The sequence below is a fragment of the Kitasatospora sp. NPDC043950 genome (assembly GCF_056435345.1).
Genome location: NZ_JBWKER010000002.1, coordinates 230,139 through 250,215, shown reverse-complemented (window position 1 = coordinate 250,215; position 20,077 = coordinate 230,139). Strand labels below are relative to the sequence as shown.

The window sequence follows — 20,077 nt, the reverse complement described above, 5'->3', positions numbered from 1 at the left end:
GCGCTTCGGGTGCTGGGCGTGCCGGGCGTGCTGGGTTGCTGAGGGTGCTGGGCTGCTCGGCGCGTGGGGCGCGGACGGTGCGCCCTCACGCGCCGTGCGCGGGGACGTGCGGGGACGTGCTGGGACGTGCGGAGACGGCCGGGATGCGCGGGCGCGGGGTGCGGTCAGGGAGCGGCGGGCGCGGTGGCGGTGAAGCCCTCGATCACCGCGTCGTTGGCGTCCTTCTCACCGACGGCGATCCGGATGCCCTGGCCGGGGTAGTAGCGGACGGCCACCCCTCGGCGCTCCAGCTCCGCCCGCAGGGGGAGCTGGTCGCCCGGCGCGACGACCCAGAGGAAGTTGGTCAGGCTGGGCGCCACCGTCCAGCCCAGCCGCAGCAGTTCGGCCCGCAGGCGCTCCCGCTCGGCGGCGATCTCGGCGATCCGCCGGTCCACCTCGTCCTGGGCCGAGACGGCGGCCAGCAGGCCCGCCTCCTGGAGCCGGTTCACCGCGTACGGGACCTGGTGGTCCCGCACCCGCTGGGCCACGGACTCCTCCGCGAGCGCGTAGCCGATCCGCAGGGCGGCGATGCCGTGCGACTTGGAGAGGGTGCGCAGCACCACCAGGTTCGGCCACTCGGCGATCCGGTCCGGCACCGCCGGGGCCGCCCAGTCCCGGGCGAAGTCGACGTACGCCTCGTCCAGCAGGATCAGCGCCGTGGCCGGGACCAGGCGGAAGAAGTCCGTCAGCTCCGCCCAGGAGTAGACCGTGCCGGTCGGGTTGTGCGGGTTGCACAGCACGACGATCCGGGTGCGTTCGTCCAGCCGATCGGCCATCGCGGCCAGGTCGTGCCGGGCGTCGGGGTCGAGCGGGACGGCCCGGGCCTCGGCCCGGGCGATCTCGCAGAACAGCGGGTACGCGTCGAAGCAGGGCGCCGAGTGCACCACGTTGTCGCCGGGCCCGACGACGGCGTGGAAGAGGTCCAGCGCCACGCCCGCCGAGCCGTGGCCGACCACGACCTGAGGGGCCGGGACGCGCTGCCAGTCGGCGATGATCCCCTCGATCCGCTGCGGGCGGAAGTCCGGGTACCGGTGCAGGTCGCCGGCGGCCGCGGCCAGGGCGGCCACGACGGACGGCAGCGGCGGGCCCGGGTGCTCGTTCTGCGCCAGCAGGTGTCTGGCGGCGGCGGCCATCAGTCGGCCTGGAGGACGTAGAGCCAGGAGTGCGGGGTGGCCAGCGCCTCGACGCGGTCGATCCGCAGTCCGGCGTCGGTGAACAGTTCCTCGTACGTCTCCTTGGTGTGCAGCGGCACGCCCATCATCGCGTGCGCCAGCTCGAAGCCGACCGAGAAGACCGGCAGGGCGCTCTGGGACTCGCCCGGGCCGCGCAGCATGGTGTCGCCGAGCACGAAGGTGCGGGCCTTCGGGAAGGCCTCCCGCATCCGGGTGAAGATCGAGGAGCGGGTGGCCGGGTCGGCCAGCAGGTCGTGCAGCAGGAAGAAGCTCATCACGGTGTCGACCTCGGCCACCTCGGCGGCCTCGGCGTCGTTGTCGATCTGGGTGCCGAGCAGGCCCAGGACGTCGGCCCGGACGGCGGTGACGCGGTCCTGCATCCCGGCCGTGACGATGTCGCGGCGGGCGATGTCGGTGGCCGGGCGGCTGATGTCGATGCCCAGGCCCCGGGTGCCCTCGCGCTGCCCGACCACCCGGCGCACCCGGGCGGAGGTGCCGCTGCCCAGGTCGGCGATGGTGCGGAAGTCGATGCCGGAGAGCACGTCGGTCAGCTGCGCGGCGAACAGCGACTGGTCGCACTGGGCGGAGCCGAGGGCGACCATCGCCTCGTCGCGCAGGACGTCCTCGCTGTAGCGGTGCGTCCCCGCGCTCAGGTGCCCGGCGCGGCCGAACACGTCGTGGTACCCGCCGACGGCCCAGGTGAAGTAGCCGCGCGCGGCGGCGACTTCGAGGCCCACCTCGGTGGGCACGTAGGTGCCGCCGTCGGCCTTGACGTAGCCGCAGTCGGCGGCGGCGCGCAGGACGGCCTCGGTCCGGGCGGTGTCACCGCCCTGGGCGGTGGCCTCGACGGCCGAGAGCGGCTCGCCGCGCCCGAGCTTCTCCAGCACGCCGATCCGGTCCAGCGCGAAGATCACGTTGGCGGCGATGAAGCCGTTGTAGGCGTCGGTCGACGTGATCGGCGACGGGGTGACGCCGCGCCAGGTGTCGGGGATGGCGGCAGTGGTCATGGTGGTGTCCGTTTCTCGGTGGGCGGGCCGGGTGCGGCCCGCGCGGTGGGTGCAGGTCGGTGGCCTGCGGTCGGAAGGGATGCGAAAGCCGGCGGGTCAGGAGGCCGGTCGGCGGCCGGTCGGTCAGGCGGTCAGGTGGCCGGTCGGTCGGTCAGGCGGGCGGCGAGCACCGGGCCGATGACGGCGAGCGCCTCGGGGCCCGTCATGGCGCCGTGGGTGCTCGGCACCTCGTGGACGTCGATCCGGCCGCCCACGTGGGGGCGCCAGCCGTCCGGGTCGGGGGCGTCGGCCGGGCGGTCCTTGGCGGCGGTGAAGACCACCGCGTCGCCGTCGTAGCCGGGCAGCGGGAGCGCGTGCGCCAGCTCGGCGTTGGCCTGGAAGACCGCGACCACCCGGGCCACCGCGGCGCCGCTGAGGCCCGCGAGCGGGCCCTCGCCGTGCCGGACCAGCTCGGCGTAGCCGTCCTCGTCCTCGGGCCAGGCGCCGATCTCCCCGGCCGGGTGGCCGAGCGAGTCGAGGATCACTGCCAGTTGCTCCGGGTCGTCCCGCCACTGCTCGGGCCCGGCCTCGCCGGCGCCCGGATAGGCGTCCAGCAGGGCCAGCAGCCGGACCTCCTCGCCCTGGTCGCGCAGCAGTGCGGCGATCGCGTGGGCGACGGCCCCGCCGAAGGACCAGCCGAGCAGGGCGTACGGGCCCTCGGGGCGGACGGCGCGGATCTGCGCGAGGTAGTCGCGCGCCAACTCCGCGACGGAGGAGGGGCGGTGGCCCGGATCGGCCAGGCCCGGGGCCTGGAGGCCGTAGATCGGCTGCTCGGCGTCGAGGTGGCGCAGCAGCCCCGTGTACACCCAGCTGATGCCCGCGGCCGGGTGGACGCAGAACAGCGGCGGGCGCGAGCCCCGGGTGCGGATCGGCAGCAGGACGGGGAAGCTCTCGGCGCCCGGCCCCCGGGCGAGCCGCTCGGCGAGCCCGGCGACGGTCGGCGCCTCGAACACGGTGCGGACCCCGATCCCCTCGCCCGCGCCGACCAGCTCCCGCAGCCCCGCGACCAGCCGGGCGGCCAGCAGCGAGTGCCCGCCCAGCTCGAAGAAGTTGTCGTCCACACCGACCCGTTCGAGCCCGAGCACGTCGGCGAACAGCCCGCAGAGCACCTCCTCCTGCGGCGTGCCGGGCGCCCGCCCGGCGCCGGGCCAGGCGGCGTCGGGGGCGGGGAGGGCGCGGCGGTCGACCTTGCCGTTGGCGGTGAGGGGGAGGGCGTCCAGGGCCACGACGGCGGAGGGCACCATGTAGTCGGGCAGGGTCGCGCCGACGTGGGCCCGCAGGAGGGCCTGGTCGACCGTCTGCCCGGGCCGGGCCACGGCGTAGCCGACCAGGCGCCGGTCGCCGGGGCGGTCCTCGCGGACCAGGACGAAGGCCTGGGCGAGGGAGGGGTGGCGGACGAGGGCGGCCTCGATCTCGCCGGGTTCGATGCGGAACCCGCGGACCTTGACCTGGTGGTCGGTGCGGCCGAGGTACTCCAGGGAGCCGTCGGCCCGGCGGCGGGCGAGGTCACCGGTGCGGTACATCCGGCTGCCGGGGGCGCCGTACGGGTTGGCGACGAAGCGCTCGGCGGTCAGGCCGGGCCGGTTGAGGTAGCCCCTGGCCAGGCCGGCGCCCGCGAGGTAGAGCTCGCCGACGACCCCGGCGGGGACGGGCTGCAGGGCGGCGTCCAGGACGTGCAGCCGGGTGTTCAGGATGGGCCGGCCCAGCGGCGGTGCGATCCGGCCGGACAGCGGGGTGGTCATGCTGGCGCAGACGGTGGACTCCGTCGGCCCGTAGGCGTTGACCATCCGCAGGCGGGCGGACCAGTGCTCGACGAGGTCGGGCGGGCAGGCCTCCCCGGCGACGGCCAGGGTCTCGACGTGCGCGAGCGCGTCGGGGGGCAGGACGGCCAGGGCGGTCGGCGGCAGGGTGACGTGGGTGACGCCCTGCTCGGCGATCAGTTCGACCAGGGCGGGGCCGGGCAGCAGCTGGTCGGCGTCGGCGAGGACGGCGCGGGCGCCGGTGAGCAGGGCCAGGCTGAGCTCGGCGACGGCGGAGTCGAAGGAGGGGGAGGCGAACAGCAGGTAGCGGCTGTCCGGGGTCACGGCCAGGCTCCGGCGCTGGCTCTCGACCAGGGCGGCGAGGCCGGTGTGGGGGACGACGACGCCCTTGGGGCGGCCGGTGGAGCCGGAGGTGTAGATGACGTACGCGGCGGCGTCGGGGGTGGTGGCGGTGCCGGTTTCGGCGTCGGGTTCGGTGCCGGTTTCGGTGCCGGTTTCGGCGTCGGTGAGGTCGTGTGCCGGGTGGCCGGAGGTGTCGAGCTCCTCGACCAGCAGGCGCGGGACGGCGCTGTCGGCCGGCAGGCCGGCGGCCACCGTGCCGGTGGTGAGGACCAGGACGGGGGCGGCGTCGGCGAGCATGTAGGCGATGCGGTCGGCCGGGTAGCGCGGGTCGAGCGGGAGGAAGGCCGCGCCGGCCTTGAGGACGGCGAGCTGGGCGACGATGAGCTCGATCGAGCGCTCCAGGGCGATCGCGACGAACCGCTCGGGGCCCGCGCCGTGTGCGGTGAGCAGCCGGGCGAGGCGGTTGGCGCGTCCGTTCAGCTCGGCGTAGGTGAGCTGCTCGGCGCCGAAGGCGAGCGCGACGGCGTCGGGGCGGGCGGCGGCCTGGGCCTGGAAGAGCGCCGGGAAGGTGGCGGGGGCGACGGAGTGGTCGGTGTCGTTCCAGGCCGTGATCAGCTGCCGGCGCTCCTCCGGCGCCAGGATCTCCACCTGGCCCACCCGCTGGTCAGGGTCGGCCAGCACCGCGCGCAGGGCGCGCTCGAACCGCGCGGCCGTCGCCGCCGCCGTGGCCCGGTCGAACAGGTCGACGGCGTACTCGACCGTCAGCTCCAGTCCGGCGGGGGCGCCGTCGCGGTCGAAGGCCTCGCTGAAGGCGAAGGTCAGGTCGAACTTGGCGAGGTCCGAATCCAGCGCCTCGACCCGGCCCGGCAGGCCGCCGAGGCGGATCGTTCCGGCGTCGCCGCCGGAGGTCAGCATCACCTGGCAGAGCGGGTGCCGGGCCGTCGAGCGCGCCGGGTTGAGCAGCTCGACCAGGCGCTCGAAGGGCACGTCCTGGTGCCCGAAGGCGTCCAGGGTGCCGATCCGGACGCGCTCCAGCAGCTCCCGGAAGCTCGGGTCGCCGGACGTGTCGGTGCGCAGCACCAGGGTGTTGACGAAGAAGCCGACCAGGTCGTCGAGCGCTTCGTCGGTGCGCCCGGCGACGACGGTGCCGATCGGCAGGTCGGTGCCCGCGCCCAGGCGGCCCAGCGTGGTGGCGAGTGCCGCCTGCATCACCATGAACACGCTGGCTCGGCTCTGCTGCGCCAACTCGACCAGGGCGCCGTGGAGTTCGCCGTCCAGGTGCAGTTCCACCGCCGCACCCCGACGGGTCGGCGCGGTCGGGCGGGGGCGGTCGTAGGGGAGCGCCAGTTCCTCGGGGAGGCCGGACAGCACCTGCTGCCAGTGGGCGAGTTGTTCGGTGAGCAGGGTGGTGGGTTGTTGCGGGGTGCCGAGGAGTTCGTGTTGCCAGAGGGCGTAGTCGGCGTACTGCACCGGCAGCGGCTCCCACTGCGGTGCGGTGCCGGCGAGGCGGGCTTCGTAGGCGGTGGCGAGGTCCCGTAGGAGCGGGGCGACGGACCAGCCGTCGGTGGCGATGTGGTGCATGAGGACGAGCAGGACGTGTTCGTCGTGCGGGAGGGAGAACAGCGTGGCGCGGACGGGCAGGTCGTGGGCGAGGTCGAAGACCTCCCCGCCGGCCTCGGCCAGGGCGTCCTGGAGCGCTTCCTCGGTGGCCACCGACACGGTGTGCAGCGGGAGTTCGGGACGCTCGACGATCAGCTGGTGCGGCTGGCCGTCGGTGGTCGGGTAGACGGTGCGTAGCACCTCGTGGCGGTCGAGGACGTCCGTCAGCGCCGCCTGGAGGGCGGGGGCGTCGACCCGGCCGGTCAGGCGCACCGCGCACGGGGTGTTGTAGAGCGCGTTGGGGCCCTCGAACTGGTCGATGAACCACAGGCGTTGCTGTGCCGGGGAGAGCGGGATGCGCTCGGGCCGGTCGATGGGCCGCAGGGCCGGACGGGCCGTGCCGGAGGCGGGCAGGACGGCGGCCAGGGCGGCGACGGTCGGGGCGTCGAACAGGGCACGGATGGGAAGTTCGGTGCTGAGGGCGGTGCGGATGCGGCTGACCAGTTTGGTGGCGAGGAGGGAGTGGCCGCCGAGGTCGAAGAAGCGGTCGTCGATGGTGACGGTGGTGAGTCCGAGGACGTCGGCGAAGAGTGTGCAGAGGGTTTGTTCGGTGGTGTTGCGGGGGGCGCGGCCTTCGGTGGTGCTGGTGTAGTCGGGGGCGGGGAGGGCGCGGCGGTCGATTTTGCCGTTGGCGGTGACGGGGAGGGTGTGGAGGATGACGACGGCGGCGGGGAGCATGTAGCTGGGGAGGGTGTCGGTGACGGCGGCGCGCAGTTCGCCGGGGGTGACGTTGCCGGTGACGTTGCCGGTGGAGGCGGTGGTGGTGAGGGTGGTGTAGACGACGAGGCGTTTGTCGCCGGGTTGGTCTTCGCGGACGTGGGCGAGGGCTTGGCCGACGGCGGGGTGGGCGGTGAACGCGGTTTCGACTTCGCCGAGTTCGATGCGGAAGCCGCGGATCTTGACCTGGTCGTCGGCGCGGCCGAGGAATTCCAGGACGCCGTCGGTGGTCCAGCGGGCGAGGTCGCCGGTGCGGTACATCCGTTCACCGGGCGGGCCGTAGGGGCAGGCGACGAAGCGTTCGGCGGTGAGGGAGGGGCGGCCGGTGTAGCCGCGGGCGAGTCCGGCGCCGGCGATGTAGAGCTCGCCTGCCACGCCGGCGGGTACGGGCTGTAGTGCGGTGTCGAGGACGTACGTCCGGGTGTTGGCCAGCGGGCGGCCGATCGGCACCACGTTCGGGACCGCCGAGGCGGGGGTCATGGTGAAGGTGGTCTTGATGGCCGTCGTCTCGGTGGGCGCGTAGACCGCGACGACGGAGGTGTCCGGGCACGCCTGGAAGAGCCGGCGGACGGCCTCGGGCGGGACGACGTCGCCGCCGGTCCACACCTGCCGGACGGCCCGGAAGGCCTCCGGCGTCTCCTCGGCCATCAGCCGCAGCAGGCCCGAGGGCGCCTGGACCAGGGTCACCCGGTGGGTGGTGATGGTCTCGGCGAGGCGCCGGATGTCCAGCTCGCCGGGCTCGGCCAGCACGATCGCCCCGCCGGTGACGAGCGGCGCCCAGATCTCGGTGGTGGAGGCGTCGAAGGCGGTGGGCGAGTGCAGCAGGACACGCTGGTGGTGGCCCGCGCGGAAGTGCTGGTTGCCCAGCAGGTCCACCACGTTGCGGTGGGTGACGGCGACGCCCTTGGGCAGGCCGGTCGAGCCCGAGGTGTACATCACGTAGACCAGCTGGCCGGGGTGCACGGGCACGGCCGGGTCGCCCGCCTCGGGGGCCGTGGCGAGCAGGGCGTCGGTGACCTCGACGGTGGCGAAGCCGCCGGTGGCGAGGACCGGATGCCCGTGGTGGGCCGGGTCGGTGAGCAGCAGGCCGGTGCGGGTGTCGGTGAGGATGTGCTGGAGCCGGTCCAGCGGGTAGCGGTCGTCCAGCGGGACGTACGTGCCGCCCGCCTTGGCGATCGCGAGGACGGCCGTGAGCAGCCCGGCGGAGCGCTCCATCAGCACCGCCACCGGCTGTTCGGTGGTCAGGCCGCGCGCCAGCAGCAGGGCGGCGAGGCGGTTGGCGCGGCCGTTCAGTTCGGCGTAGCTGAGCTGTTCGGCGTCGGTGATCAGGGCGGGGGCGTCGGGGGTGGCGGCGGCCTGGGCCTCGAACAGCCGGGGCAGGCTGGTGTCGGGCACCGGTGCGGTCGGTCCGTTCCAGCCGGTGAGCAGGTGCTCGCGTTCGGCGGGGTCGAGGATCTCGATGCTGCCGATCGGGGTGTCCGGGTCGGCCGCGACGGCGCGCAGGACGCGCAGCAGCCGCTCGGCGAGGGCGGTGGCGGTGGCGTGGTCGAAGAGGTCGGCCGCGTAGTCGACGGCGCCGCGGACACCGAGGCAGTCGCCGTCCTCCGTGAGGTGCTCGACGAAGTTGAAGTTCAGGTCGAACTGGGCCTGGGCCTCGCCGGCCTCGACCGGCCGGGCCGAGGCCGGGCCGAAGGCGAGGTCGCCGGCCCGCTCGGTGTTCAGGGTGACGAGCGACTGGAAGAGGGGGTGGCCGGCGGTGCGGGTGGGGTTGAGGTGTTCGACCAGGCGCTCGAAGGGGATGTCCTGGTGGTCGTAGGCGTCGAGGTCGGTGCGGCGGACGCGGTCCAGCAACTCGCGGAAGCTCGGGTCGCCGGACGTGTCGGTGCGCAGCAGCAGGGTGTTGACGAAGAAGCCGACCAGGTCGTCGAGGGCTTCGTCGGTGCGTCCGGCGACGACGGTGCCGATCGGCAGGTCGGTGCCCGTACCGAGGCGGGTGTAGAGGGTGGCGACGGCGGCTTGCAGGGCCATGAAGAGGCTGGCGTTCTGCGTGCCGGCCAACTCGGCCAGGGCGGTGTGCAGTTCGACGTCGAGTTCCAACTCGGCGGCGCCGCCCCGGCGGGTGGGCGCGGCCGGGCGCGGCCGGTCGTACGGGAGTGCCAGCTCCTCCGGGAGGCCGGACAACGCCTGCTGCCAGTAGGCGAGTTGAAGGGAGACGACGCTCTCGGGGTCGTCCTCCTCGCCGAGCAGCTCGCGCTGCCAGAGGGTGTAGTCGGCGTACTGCACCGGCAGCGGCTCCCACTGCGGCTCGGTGCCGGCGAGCCGGGCCTCGTACGCGGTGGCGAGGTCGCGGAAGAGCGGGGCGACGGACCAGCCGTCGCTGGCGATGTGGTGCGTCAGCAGCAGCAGGACGTGCTCGCCCGGCGAGGGGAGGGCGTACAGCCAGGCGCGGACGGGGAGGTCGGCGGCGAGGTCGAAGACCTGCCCGGCGTCCTCGCGCAGCCGCTCGGACAGTTCGGCCTCGTCGGCCACCGGCACCCGGTGCAGCGGCGGGCGCCCCTGGTCGAGGATGTGCTGGTGGGGCTGGCCGTCGGTGGTCGGGAAGACGGTGCGCAGCACCTCGTGCCGGGCCACCACGTCCCACAGCGCGCCTTCGAGGGCGGCGGCGTCGAGCTCGCCGGTCAGCCGGAGGGCGAACGGCGTGTTGTAGAGGGCGCTCGGGCCCTCGAACTGCTCGATGAACCAGAGCCGCTGCTGGGCGAACGACAACGGGATCAAGGTCTGCCTCCGACTGGCGACTTACGGCTGCTGTGGCTGCTGGGGCTGGTAGGGCTGGTGGGGTTCGGCGGTCGCGGGACGCGGCGGGCCGCGCCGCCGGCCGGGCCGGCGGCGGGCGCGCATCCTGTGGTGGACGGGGCCGCGAGGTGGGCGGCAGGTCAGGCCGGGCCGCCCGGGCGGCGCATCGGCCGCAGGGCCGGGCGGGCCTTCTTCGGCGCGGCTGTCTGCTCGCGCCCGGGCAGGACGGCGGCCAGGGCGGCGACCGTGGGAGCGTCGAACAGGGTGCGGATCGGCAGCTCCGTCCCGAGGGCGGTGCGGATGCGGCTGACCAGCCTGGTGGCGAGCAGCGAATGGCCGCCGAGGTCGAAGAAGCGGTCGTCGATGGTGACGGTGGTGAGTCCGAGGACGTCGGCGAAGAGTGTGCAGAGGGTTTGTTCGGTGGTGTTGCGGGGGGCGCGGCCTTCGGTGGTGCCGGTGTAGTCGGGGGCGGGGAGGGCGCGGCGGTCGATTTTGCCGTTGGCGGTGACGGGGAGGGTGTCGAGGATGACGACGGCGGCGGGGAGCATGTAGCTGGGGAGGGTGTCGGTGACGGCGGCGCGCAGTTCGCCGGGGGTGACGTTGCCGGTGACGTTGCCGGTGGAGGCGGTGGTGGTGAGGGTGGTGTAGACGACGAGGCGTTTGTCGCCGGGTTGGTCTTCGCGGACGTGGGCGAGGGCTTGGCCGACGGCGGGGTGGGCGGTGAACGCGGTTTCGACTTCGCCGAGTTCGATGCGGAAGCCGCGGATCTTGACCTGGTCGTCGGCGCGGCCGAGGAATTCCAGGACGCCGTCGGTGGTCCAGCGGGCGAGGTCGCCGGTGCGGTACATCCGCTCACCGGGCGGGCCGTAGGGGCAGGCGACGAAGCGTTCGGCGGTGAGGGAGGGGCGGCCGGTGTAGCCGCGGGCGAGTCCGGCGCCGGCGATGTAGAGCTCGCCTGCCACGCCGGCGGGTACGGGCTGCAAGGCGGTGTCGAGGACGTACGTCCGGGTGTTGGCCAGCGGGCGGCCGATCGGCACCACGTTCGGGACCGCCGAGGCTGTCGGCATCGGGAACTGGGTCGCGCACAGTGTTGTCTCGGTCGGCCCGTACAGTGCCCGCACCGCGATGCCCGGGACGGCCTCCAGCACCCGGCGGACGGCCGGGGCGGAGACGACGTCCCCACCGGTCAGCACCTCGCGCACACCGGTGAAGATGCCCGGGTCCTCCTCCGCGATGACGCGGAACAGCCCGGCGGTGACGTGCACGTGGGTGAGCCCGTGGGCCCGGACCAGCTCGCGGATGGCGGAGGCGTCCAGGTCGCCCTGCGGTGCGACGACCACCTGGCCGCCGGAGAGCAGCGGCGCCCACAGTTCGTAGGTCGAGGCGTCGAAGGCGTGCGGCGCGTGGAAGAGCACCCGCAGTCCGTCGGGGTGGTGCCAGCACGGGTCCGTCGCGAGCTGCACCACGTCCCGGTGGGTGATGGCGATGCCCTTGGGCACCCCGGTGGATCCGGAGGTGAACATCACGTACGCGAGCTGCTCCGGGTGGAGCCCGGCGGGCTGGGTGCGCCGCCTGCGCGGGCCGTCGAACCAGCCCTCGGTGAGCGGCAGGACGGGGCAGGGGGCGTCGGCGGCCAGCGGGTGGCCCTGGTGCGCGGGATCGACCAGGACGAGCGCCGCCCGCGTCTCGGCGGTGATCTGCCGCAGCCGCTCGGCCGGGTGCCGGTCGTCCAGCGGGACGTAGGTGCCGCCGGCCTTGGCCACCGCCAGGATCGCCGTCACCAGGTCGGCGGAGCGGTCCATCAGGAGGACCACCGGGCTGTCGGCGCCGACGCCCGACTCGGCGAGGTGGGCGGCCAAGTGTTCCGCCCGGGAGTCGAGTTCGGCGTAGCTGAGCTGTTCGGTGCCGGTGATCAGGGCGGGGGCGTCGGGGGTGGCGGCGGCCTGGGCCTCGAACAGCTGCGGCAGGGTGGCCTCGGGCACCGGTGTCGTCGGTCCGTTCCAGCCGGTGAGCAGGTGCTCGCGTTCGGCGGGGTCGAGGATCTCGATGCTGCCGAGCGGGATGTCGGGGTCGGCCGCGGCGGCACGCAGGACGCGCAGCAGCCGCTCGGCGAGGGCGGTGGTGGTGGCGTGGTCGAAGAGGTCGGCCGCGTACTCGACCGCCACCGACAGGCCCGCCTGGGAGCCCTGTTCGGTGAAGCGGAAGGACAGGTCGAACTTGGCCACGTCCAGCTCGAAGGGGTGGTCCGCGCAGGCCAGGTCGCCGAAGGCGGCGGGCACCGCCGGGCCGCTCTCCAGGGCGACGAGCGACTGGAAGAGGGGATGGCGGGTGGTGCGCGGGGGGTTGAGGTGTTCGACCAGGCGCTCGAAGGGGATGTCCTGGTGGTCGTAGGCGTCGAGGTCGGTGCGGCGGACGCGGTCCAGCAACTCGCGGAAGGTGGGGTCGCCGGACGTGTCGGTGCGCAGCAGCAGGGTGTTGACGAAGAAGCCGACCAGGTCGTCGAGGGCTTCGTCGGTGCGTCCGGCGACGGGGGTGCCGAGCGGGAGGTCGGTGCCCGCGCCGAGGCGGGTGTAGAGGGTGGCGACGGCGGCTTGCAGGGCCATGAAGAGGCTGGCGTTCTGCGTGCCTGCCAACTCGGCCAGGGCGGTGTGCAGTTCGGCGTCGACCTCGAACTCGGCGGAGCCGCCCCGGTGGCTGGGAGCGGTCGGGCGCGGCCGGTCGTAGGGGAGCGCCAGTTCCTCGGGGAGGCCGGACAGCACCTGCTGCCAGTGGGCGAGTTGTTCGGTGAGCAGGGTGGTGGGTTGTTGCGGGGTGCCGAGGAGTTCGTGTTGCCAGAGGGCGTAGTCGGCGTACTGCACCGGCAGCGGCTCCCACTGCGGCTCGGTGCCGGCGAGGCGGGCTTCGTAGGCGGTGGCGAGGTCGTGCAGGAGCGGGGCGACGGACCAGCCGTCGGTGGCGATGTGGTGCATGAGGACGAGCAGGACGTGTTCGTCGTGCGGGAGGGAGAACAGCGTGGCGCGGACGGGCAGGTCGTGGGCGAGGTCGAAGACCTCCCCGCCGGCCTCGGCCAGGGCGGCCCGGAGCGCCTCCTCGGTGGCCACGGGTATGGTCCGAAGGATCGACTCGGGGGCCTCGGCGACCAGTTGGTGCGGTTGGCCGTCGGTGGTCGGGAAGACGGTGCGCAGCACTTCGTGCCGGGCCACCACGTCCCGCAGCGCGCCTTCCAGCGCGGGGCGGTCGAGGGTGCCGGTCAGCCGGAGGGCGACGGGGGTGTTGTAGAGCGCGCTCGGGCCCTCGAACTGCTCGATGAACCACAGGCGTTGCTGCGCGGAGGACAGCGGGACGCGCTCCGGTCGGGTGGCGGGCCGCAGGGACGGGCGGGCCGCGCCGGAGGCGGGCAGGGCGGCGGCCAGGGCGGCCACCGTCGGGTGGTCGAAGAGCGCGCGGATCGGCAGCTCCGTGCCGAGGGCGGTGCGGACGCGGCTGACCAGCTTGGTGGCGAGCAGCGAGTGGCCGCCCAGGTCGAAGAAGCTGTCGTCGATGCCGACCGAGGCCAGTCCGAGGACCTCGGCGAAGAGCGTGCAGAGCGCCTGCTCGGTGCCGGTGCGCGGGGCCCGGCCGGCGGCGGCGCCGCTGTAGTCGGGGGCGGGCAGGGCGCGGCGGTCGACCTTGCCGTTGGGGGTGACGGGCAGCGCGTCGAGGGCGACGATCGCGGCGGGCACCATGTAGCCGGGCAGGCGGTCGGTGGCGAAGGCGCGCAGTTCGTCGGGCCGGACGGGGCCCGTGACGTAGGCGACCAGGCGCTTGTCGCCCGGCTGGTCCTGGCGGACCATGGCGACGGCCTGGCCGACGGCCGGGTGGGCGGTGAACGCGGCCTCCACCTCGCCGAGTTCGATCCGGAAGCCGCGCAGCTTGACCTGGTCGTCGGCGCGGCCGACGAACTCCAGTTCGCCCGTGGTGGTCCAGCGCACCACGTCGCCGGTGCGGTACATCCGGCCGCCGGGCTCGCCGAAGGGGCAGGCCACGAAGCGCTCGGCGGTCAGGCCGGCGCGGCCGACGTAGCCCCGGGCCAGCCCGGCGCCCGCGACGTACAGCTCACCGGCGACGCCGACGGGGACCGGGCGCAGTCCGGCGTCCAGCGCGTACACCCGGGTGTTGGGCAGTGGCCGCCCGATCGGTACGGCGGCCGGCACCTCGGCGGCGGCGGCCATCGGGTGGCGGGTCGCGAAGGTGGTCGTCTCCGTCGGCCCGTAGCCGTTCACCACCCGCAGGCCGGGGCAGTGCTCCAGCACCCGCCGGATGGCGGCCGGCGAGACGATGTCCCCGCCCGTCCACACCTCGCGCAGCCCGGCGAAGGTCTCCGGGGCCTCGGCGGCCAGCACGTTGAAGAGCCCGACCGTCATCCAGGCGGCGCCGACCCGCCCCCGGCCGATCGCGGTCGCCAGCTCGGCGACGCCGAGCCGCCCGGCCGGGGCGACCACCACGCGGCCGCCCGAGAGCAGCGGCACCCAGAGCTCGTAGGTGGAGGCGTCGAAGGCGACGGGGGAGTGCAGCAGGACGCGCTCGTGGCCGCCGCCCGCGAACGCCCCGCCGAGCGCGAGGTCGACCACGGACCGGTGGGTGACGCCGATGCCCTTGGGCACGCCGGTCGAGCCGGAGGTGTGCATCACGTACGCCAACTGGTCGGCTCTCAAGGGGAGTCCGAGGTTCCCGGCGGTCTCGTAACCCTCGGGGTCGAGTACGTCCGAGGGGTCGAGCACGTCCAGCCCGGCCAGCGCGGGGTGCGCCCGGTGGGCGGTGTCGGCCAGAGCCAGCCGGGCCCCGGAGTCCGCGAGGACGGCCCGCAGGCGCTCGGCCGGCTGCGCGCCGTCCAGCGGCACGAAGGCGCCGCCGGCCTTGAGCACGGCCAGGATCGCCACCACCAGGGCGGCCGAGCGCTCCATCAGCAGTGCGACGGGGGTCTCCGGGCGGACCCCGGCCTCGACCAGCCGCACCGCCAACCCGTTGGCCCGTGCGTTGAGTTCGGCGTAGGTCAGCTCGACGTCGCCGGCCGTGAGCGCGACCGCGTCGGGCGCCGCGGCGGCCCGCGCCTCGAACAGCTCGGGCAGCGCGGCCTCCGGCAGCGGCGCGGTGGCGCCGGTCCCGCCGGTCAGCAGCCGTTCGCGCTCTTCCTCGGTCAACACCGGGACGGTGCCGACGAGTTCGGCCGGGTCGGCGACGATCCGGTCGAGCAGGGCGAGGAAGCGGTCCAGCAGGGTGCGCGCCTCGGCGGGGGTGAAGGCGTCGGGCCGGTGGTCCAGGCGCAGTTGGAGGCCGTCGCCCGGGGTGAGGGCCAGCAGCAGCGGGTAGTGCGCGCTGTCGACGTCCTCGACCAGGGTGACGTGGGTGGCGCCGCTCGGGTCGGCCTCGTCCAGGGCGGACGGGTCCGGGTAGTTGCCGTACACCGTGACGGTGTCGAACAGGCTTCCCATTCCGGCGAGTTGCTGGATCTCGGTGAGGCTGAGGTGCTGGTGGTCCAGCAGCGCGGACTGCTCGTGCTGGAGGCGCAGCAGCAGCTGCCCCCAGCTCTCGGCCGGGTCGAGGGTGACGCGCACCGGCACGGTGTTGATGAGCAGGCCCACCATCCGCTCCACGCCCGGCAGGTCGTGCGGCCGGCCGGAGACGGTGGTGCCGAAGAGCACGTCCTCGCGCCCGGTGAGCCGGGCCAGCAGCACGCCCCAGGCGGCCTGGACGAGGGTGTTGAGGGTGACGCCGTAGCGGCGGGCGGTGCGGGCCAGCGCCTCGGTGGCCGCCGGGGTGAGGCCGGTGTGCAGGCGCAGCGGCAGCTGCGGGGCGGCGGCGGAGCGGCCGGGGGCCAGCAGGGTGGGCTCGTCGGCGCCCGCCAGGGCCTGGGCCCAGGCGGCGCGGGCGGCGGCGCCGTCGCGCCGGGTGAGCCAGCGCAGGTACTCGCGGTAGGGGGCGGCCGGGGGCATCGGCTGCTGGAAGTACAGGCCCCACAGCTCCTCGGCGAACAGCGGGGTGGACCAGCCGTCGAGCAGGATGTGGTGCGCGGCGGCGATCAGCTGGTGGCGCCCGGGGGCGAGGGTGAGCAGGGTGTAGCGCAGCAGCGGCGGCCGGGCGAGGTCGAAGCGGCGGCCGTACTCGGCGGCGGCGATCCGCGCGGCCTCGGCCTGCGGGTCGGCGTGCGCCGTCAGGTCGAGGACGGTGAAGGGCAGTTCGATGCCGTCCGGCACGGCCTGCACGGGCGGGCCGTCGGGGCGCTGGTGGAAGCCCGCCTTGAGGTTCGGGTGGCGCAGCAGCAGCGCCTCGGCGGCGGCGCGCAGCCGGTCGGCGTCCACCGGGCCGGTGAGGTCGAAGGTGCAGACGGAGGTGTAGACGTCGGCGCCGTCGGCGTCGTACGCCGCGTGGAAGGCCATGCCCTGCTGGAGCGGCGAGGTGGGCCAGACGTCCACCAGGCGGGCGGGGGCGTGGTGTTCGGCGAGCCGGTCCACCTCGGACTGGCCGAGCGTGACGAGCGGGAAGTCGGAGGGGGTGTGTCCGCCCGCGTCCGGCCGGTCGGCGTGCTCGGCGAGCGCGCGCAGCGCGGTGAACCACGCCTCGGCGAGCGCGGCCACGCGCTCCTCGGCGAGCAGCCCGGTGGCGTAGGACCACTGGGCGACCAGCAGCGGGCCCTGCGGGGTGTCGACGGTGGTGGCGTCCAGGCCGAGCACCCGGCCGAGCGCGAGGCCGGTCGCGGCACCCTCGCTCATCGCCTCGGTGCCGGCGAGCACGTCCTCGGCGGTGACGCCCTCCGGCGCGAAGCGGCCCAGGTAGTTGAACTCGACCTGCGGGTCGGCGTACCCCTCCAGCACGGCGGCGGTGGCCGGGTTGAGGTGGCGCAGCAGGCCGTAGCCGATGCCGTTGTCCGGGACGGCGCGCAGCTGCTCCTTGACCCGGCCGAGGGCCCGGCCGAGCCCGGGGCCGGCCGCGGTGACCTCGGACCAGGGCAGCGCCCCGGGGGCGAGCCGGACGGGGTAGAGGGAGGTGAACCAGCCGGCGGTGCGGTGCAGGTCGACACCGTCGACGATCTCCTCGCGGCCGTGGCCCTCCGCGGTCACCAGTACGGCGCCGTCCGGACCGGTGGTCGCCTCGCCGCGCCAGTGGCCGAGGGCGAGCGCCAGCGCGGTGAGCAGCACGTCGTTGACCTGCGCGTGGTAGGCGGCCGTGACCCGGGTCAGCAGCGCCTGGGTGGTCTCGGCGGGCAGCACGAGCCGCAGGACGCCCTCGGTGGCGTAGGTGTCCCGGGCCGGGTCGAGCGGGCGCGCGCCGAGCAGCGGGTCCGGGGTGGCCAGGGCGGCCTCCCAGAGCGGGAGTTCGGCGGCCCGGCGGTCGGTCCCGGCCTCGGCGGTGAGCCGCTGGGCCCAGCGGCGGAAGGAGGTGGGCACCGGCGCCAGCGCCACGGCCCGGCCCTCGCGGACGGCGGCGAGCGCGGCGAGCAGGTCCTCCTCGACGATGCGCCAGGTGACGCCGTCCACCGCCAGGTGGTGGATCACGAGCAGGAGCTGCGGGGGCAGGCCCGGCCCGGCCTCGAACCGGACGGCCTGGAGCATCCGGCCGTCCTCGGGCGAGAGGCGCTCGCGGGCGGCCTCGGTCTCGGCGCGCAGCGCCTCCTCGGTGGCCGGGCCCGCGACGTGCCGCAGCGCGGCCTCGGCGGGGACGGCGCCGGGGGCGGGGACGTGCAGCGTCCAGGGGCGCTCGGCGAGCGGGGAGGTGCGGGCGCGGAAGACGTCGTGGTGGTCGAGCAGCGCCTGGAGGGCCGTGGCCACGTGCTCGGGCCCGCTCCCGGCGGGGAGGGTGAGCAGGGTGGACTGGTAGAAGCTCTCGACGGCGCCGTGCTGCGCGGCCAGCCAGTGCACGATGGGCGTCGGCGGCACCTCGCCGAGGCCGGCCCCGGCGGGTTCGGCGACGACCGGCCCCTCCAGCGGTCGGGCGATCCGGGCCAGTGCCTCGACGGTCGGCGAGAGGAACACCTCGCGGGGGGTGAGCTGCAGCCCGGCGTGCCGGGCCCGGGAGACGAGCCGGATGGCCACGATGGAGTCCCCGCCGAGCTCGAAGAAGGAGTCCGTGACGCCCACCGCGGGCAGGCCCAGCACCTCGGCGAAGAGGCGGGCGAGGGCGTGCTCCAGCTCCCCGGCGGGGGCCCGGCCGCCCTCCTCGGCGGCGGCGAAGACCGGCGCGGGCAGGGCGCGCTTGTCCACCTTGCCGTTGGGCGTGAGCGGCAGCCGGTCGAGCACCACGACGGTGGGCACCATGTGGTCGGGCAGCCGCTCGGCGCAGTACGCGCGCAGCTCGGCCGGGTCGGCGGCGCCGACGGTGTAGCCGACCAGGCGGCGCTCGCCCGGGCGGTCCTCGCGGACCAGCACCACGGCCTGGCGCACCTCGGGGTGGGCGGAGAGGGCCTGCTCGACCTCGCCGAGCTCCACCCGGAAGCCGCGGATCTTCACCTGGTCGTCGGCCCGGCCGACGAAGTCCAGCTGTCCGTCCGGCCGGTGGCTGCCGAGGTCGCCGGTGCGGTACATCCGGTCGCCGGGCTCGCCGAAGGGGCAGGAGACGAAGCGCTCGGCGGTCAGGCCGGGGCGCCCGAGGTAGCCCCGGGCCAGGTGCGGGCCGGAGACGTACAGCTCGCCCACGGTGCCCGGCTCGACCGGGCGCAGCCGCTCGTCCAGTACGTGGATGCGCACGTCCTGGCAGGGGTGGCCGATCGGGGGCTGCTCCTCGCCGGTGAGCGGCTCGCTCATGGTGACGATGACGGTGGTCTCGGTCGGCCCGTAGCTGTTGAGCATCAGGCGGTCGCGGCCGCAGCGGGCGGCCAGTTCGCGCGGGATGGCCTCGCCGCCGCCGATCAGGGTGCGCAGGGAGGGCAGTGGCACGTCCGGCAGGGTGGCCGCCATCGCGGTGGCGATGTCGGCGTGGGTGACGCCGTACTGCTCGATCAGCGCGGCCAGCGGCTCGCCGACCAGCTGGCTCTGCTCGCGGGGGAGCACCAGGGCGGCGCCGGTGGAGAGCGCCACGGCCAGGTCGGAGACGGAGACGTCGAAGCTGAGCGAGGCGGCCTGGAGCACCCGGCTGCCGGGGCCGACCCCGGTGGCGGCGACCTGCGTGTCGATCATGCTGGGCAGCCCGGTGTGGGTGACGGCCACGCCCTTGGGCACTCCGGTGGAGCCGGAGGTGTAGATCACGTACGCGGTGTTCCCGGCGCTCAGCGGCCGTACCCGCTCGGCGGCGGTGAAGGGGGTGCCGGGCCGGGTGGCCAGCTCGGCGAGGTGCCCGGGGGAGTCGAGCAGCAGCCGGGGGGCGCCGGTCTCGGGCAGCTGGGCGGCGGCCTCGGCGGTGGTGAGCACCAGGGCGGCGCGGGAGTCGGTCAGCATGTGGCGCAGCCGCTCGGCGGGGTAGGCCGGGTCGGCAGGCAGCCAGGCGGCGCCGGTCTTGGCCACGGCGAGGATCGCGGCGACGGCCTCGGGGGACTTCGGCAGGGCGAGCGCGACGATGTCCTCGGTGCCCAGGCCGCGGGCCGTGAGCACCCGGGCCAGCCGGTTGGCGCGGGCGTCCAGCTCGGCGTACGTGAGGGTGGTGCCCTCGGCGTACAGGGCGGGGGCCTGCGGGGTGCGGGACGTCTGGGCGTCGACCAGCGCGGTCAGGGTCGGCCGCCGGTCGGCTCTGTGCGTCTGCTGGACCCCGGACATGTGACTCTCTCCCTCGTGCGGCTGGCCCCCGCGGTGGCGGGAACGGCTTGCTCGGCGACCTTCGGGGCGGTCGGCCCGGGCGGTCGATGGAGCGGCGGTGCGGTGGCGTGGTGGCGCGGTTCTGGTGGTGGCGTGGTGGCGTGGTGGCGCGGTTCTGGCAGTTCCGGCTGTTCTGGTGGTGCGGCTTCAGCGCTGGGCTGTCGCGGTCAGTGGCCGGACTGCTGGGCGAGCAGGCTCTTCGGCCGCAGGTCCTGCCAGTGCTGTTCGACGTAGTCGAGGCAGTCCTGCCGGCCGGCGGCGCCGAAGACCTGCTGCCAGCCGTCGGGCACCGGGCTGAAGACCGGCCACAGCGAGTGCTGGCCCTCGTCGTTCACCAGGACGAGGTAGCTGGCGTCGGGGTCCTCGAACGGGTTCGCCATCGTCGGTTTCCTCTTTGTTCGGAGAAATTTCGGGGAGGGGGGAATTACGCCGGAGCGCGGCTCACGGACCCCAGCCGGAGTCGGCGTTGGGCGCCGAGACGGGGGTGGCGGCGGCCAGGGGCGAGTACGGGTCGGCGCTGCTCTGGACGCCCAGTCCGGCGACCAGCAGAACGGCGAGAATCCCGAGCATATGGTGAATGCGAACGGCAAGATTCTTCATCGTTAATTCCTTTTCCCGAGGGGGCGGTCGGCCCTCTTCGCTCGGAAATTCATCCTGCCGAGGCTCAAACGGGGGTGGAAGCTCTGGCCATGATCGGGAACACGCATTGCGGGAACCGGAAGCTCGAACAGATCATGTCAAAAACAGACAGATCTGATCCAAAGAGTGCCTGGCACTGTCAGATCAGT

Annotated in this window: 6 protein-coding genes; all 6 read right to left on the bottom strand. The window is 74.7% G+C overall.

Going from position 1 to position 20,077, the window contains the following annotated elements; translation table 11 throughout:
- Positions 1 to 164: 164 nt before the first annotated feature.
- The 6 genes from AC07BF_RS02025 to AC07BF_RS02000 all read right to left on the bottom strand — a co-directional run bounded on the left by AC07BF_RS02025 (position 165) and on the right by AC07BF_RS02000 (position 19,859).
- Positions 165 to 1,172, bottom strand: coding sequence for a pyridoxal phosphate-dependent aminotransferase (locus AC07BF_RS02025; protein ID WP_478332784.1), 1,008 nt, complete (start codon positions 1,170 to 1,172; stop codon positions 165 to 167).
- Positions 1,172 to 2,218, bottom strand: a complete 1,047-nt coding sequence (locus tag AC07BF_RS02020) for a class I SAM-dependent methyltransferase (RefSeq protein ID WP_363586159.1) — start codon at positions 2,216 to 2,218, stop codon at positions 1,172 to 1,174. The genes AC07BF_RS02025 and AC07BF_RS02020 overlap by 1 nt, the downstream gene beginning before the upstream one ends.
- Positions 2,219 to 2,349: 131 nt before the next feature.
- On the bottom strand, positions 2,350 to 9,510 hold the full coding sequence (locus tag AC07BF_RS02015) for an amino acid adenylation domain-containing protein (RefSeq protein WP_478332783.1): 7,161 nt from the start codon (positions 9,508 to 9,510) through the stop codon (positions 2,350 to 2,352).
- Positions 9,511 to 9,668: 158 nt separating this feature from the next.
- Positions 9,669 to 19,250 carry an amino acid adenylation domain-containing protein gene (locus AC07BF_RS02010; protein WP_478332782.1) on the bottom strand — a complete coding sequence of 3,194 codons (9,582 nt, stop codon included), beginning with the start codon at positions 19,248 to 19,250 and terminating at the stop codon, positions 9,669 to 9,671.
- Between the two features lie 206 nt (positions 19,251 to 19,456).
- Complete coding sequence (locus AC07BF_RS02005) at positions 19,457 to 19,669, bottom strand: MbtH family protein (RefSeq protein WP_363585184.1); 213 nt, start codon at positions 19,667 to 19,669, stop codon at positions 19,457 to 19,459.
- Between the two features lie 61 nt (positions 19,670 to 19,730).
- A complete protein-coding gene (locus AC07BF_RS02000) occupies positions 19,731 to 19,859 on the bottom strand; it encodes a hypothetical protein (RefSeq protein ID WP_363585182.1) in 129 nt (42 codons plus the stop codon).
- Positions 19,860 to 20,077 lie beyond the last annotated feature (218 nt).

Bases quoted from the DNA above. Each gene is read 5' to 3' on its own strand.
- AC07BF_RS02025 (WP_478332784.1), bottom strand. From the start codon at position 1,172: ATGGCCGCCGCCGCCAGACACCTGCTGGCGCAGAACGAGCACCCGGGC.
- AC07BF_RS02020 (WP_363586159.1), bottom strand. From the start codon at position 2,218: ATGACCACTGCCGCCATCCCCGACACCTGGCGCGGCGTCACCCCGTCG.
- AC07BF_RS02010 (WP_478332782.1), bottom strand. From the start codon at position 19,250: ATGTCCGGGGTCCAGCAGACGCACAGAGCCGACCGGCGGCCGACCCTG.
- AC07BF_RS02005 (WP_363585184.1), bottom strand. From the start codon at position 19,669: ATGGCGAACCCGTTCGAGGACCCCGACGCCAGCTACCTCGTCCTGGTG.
- AC07BF_RS02000 (WP_363585182.1), bottom strand. From the start codon at position 19,859: ATGCTCGGGATTCTCGCCGTTCTGCTGGTCGCCGGACTGGGCGTCCAG.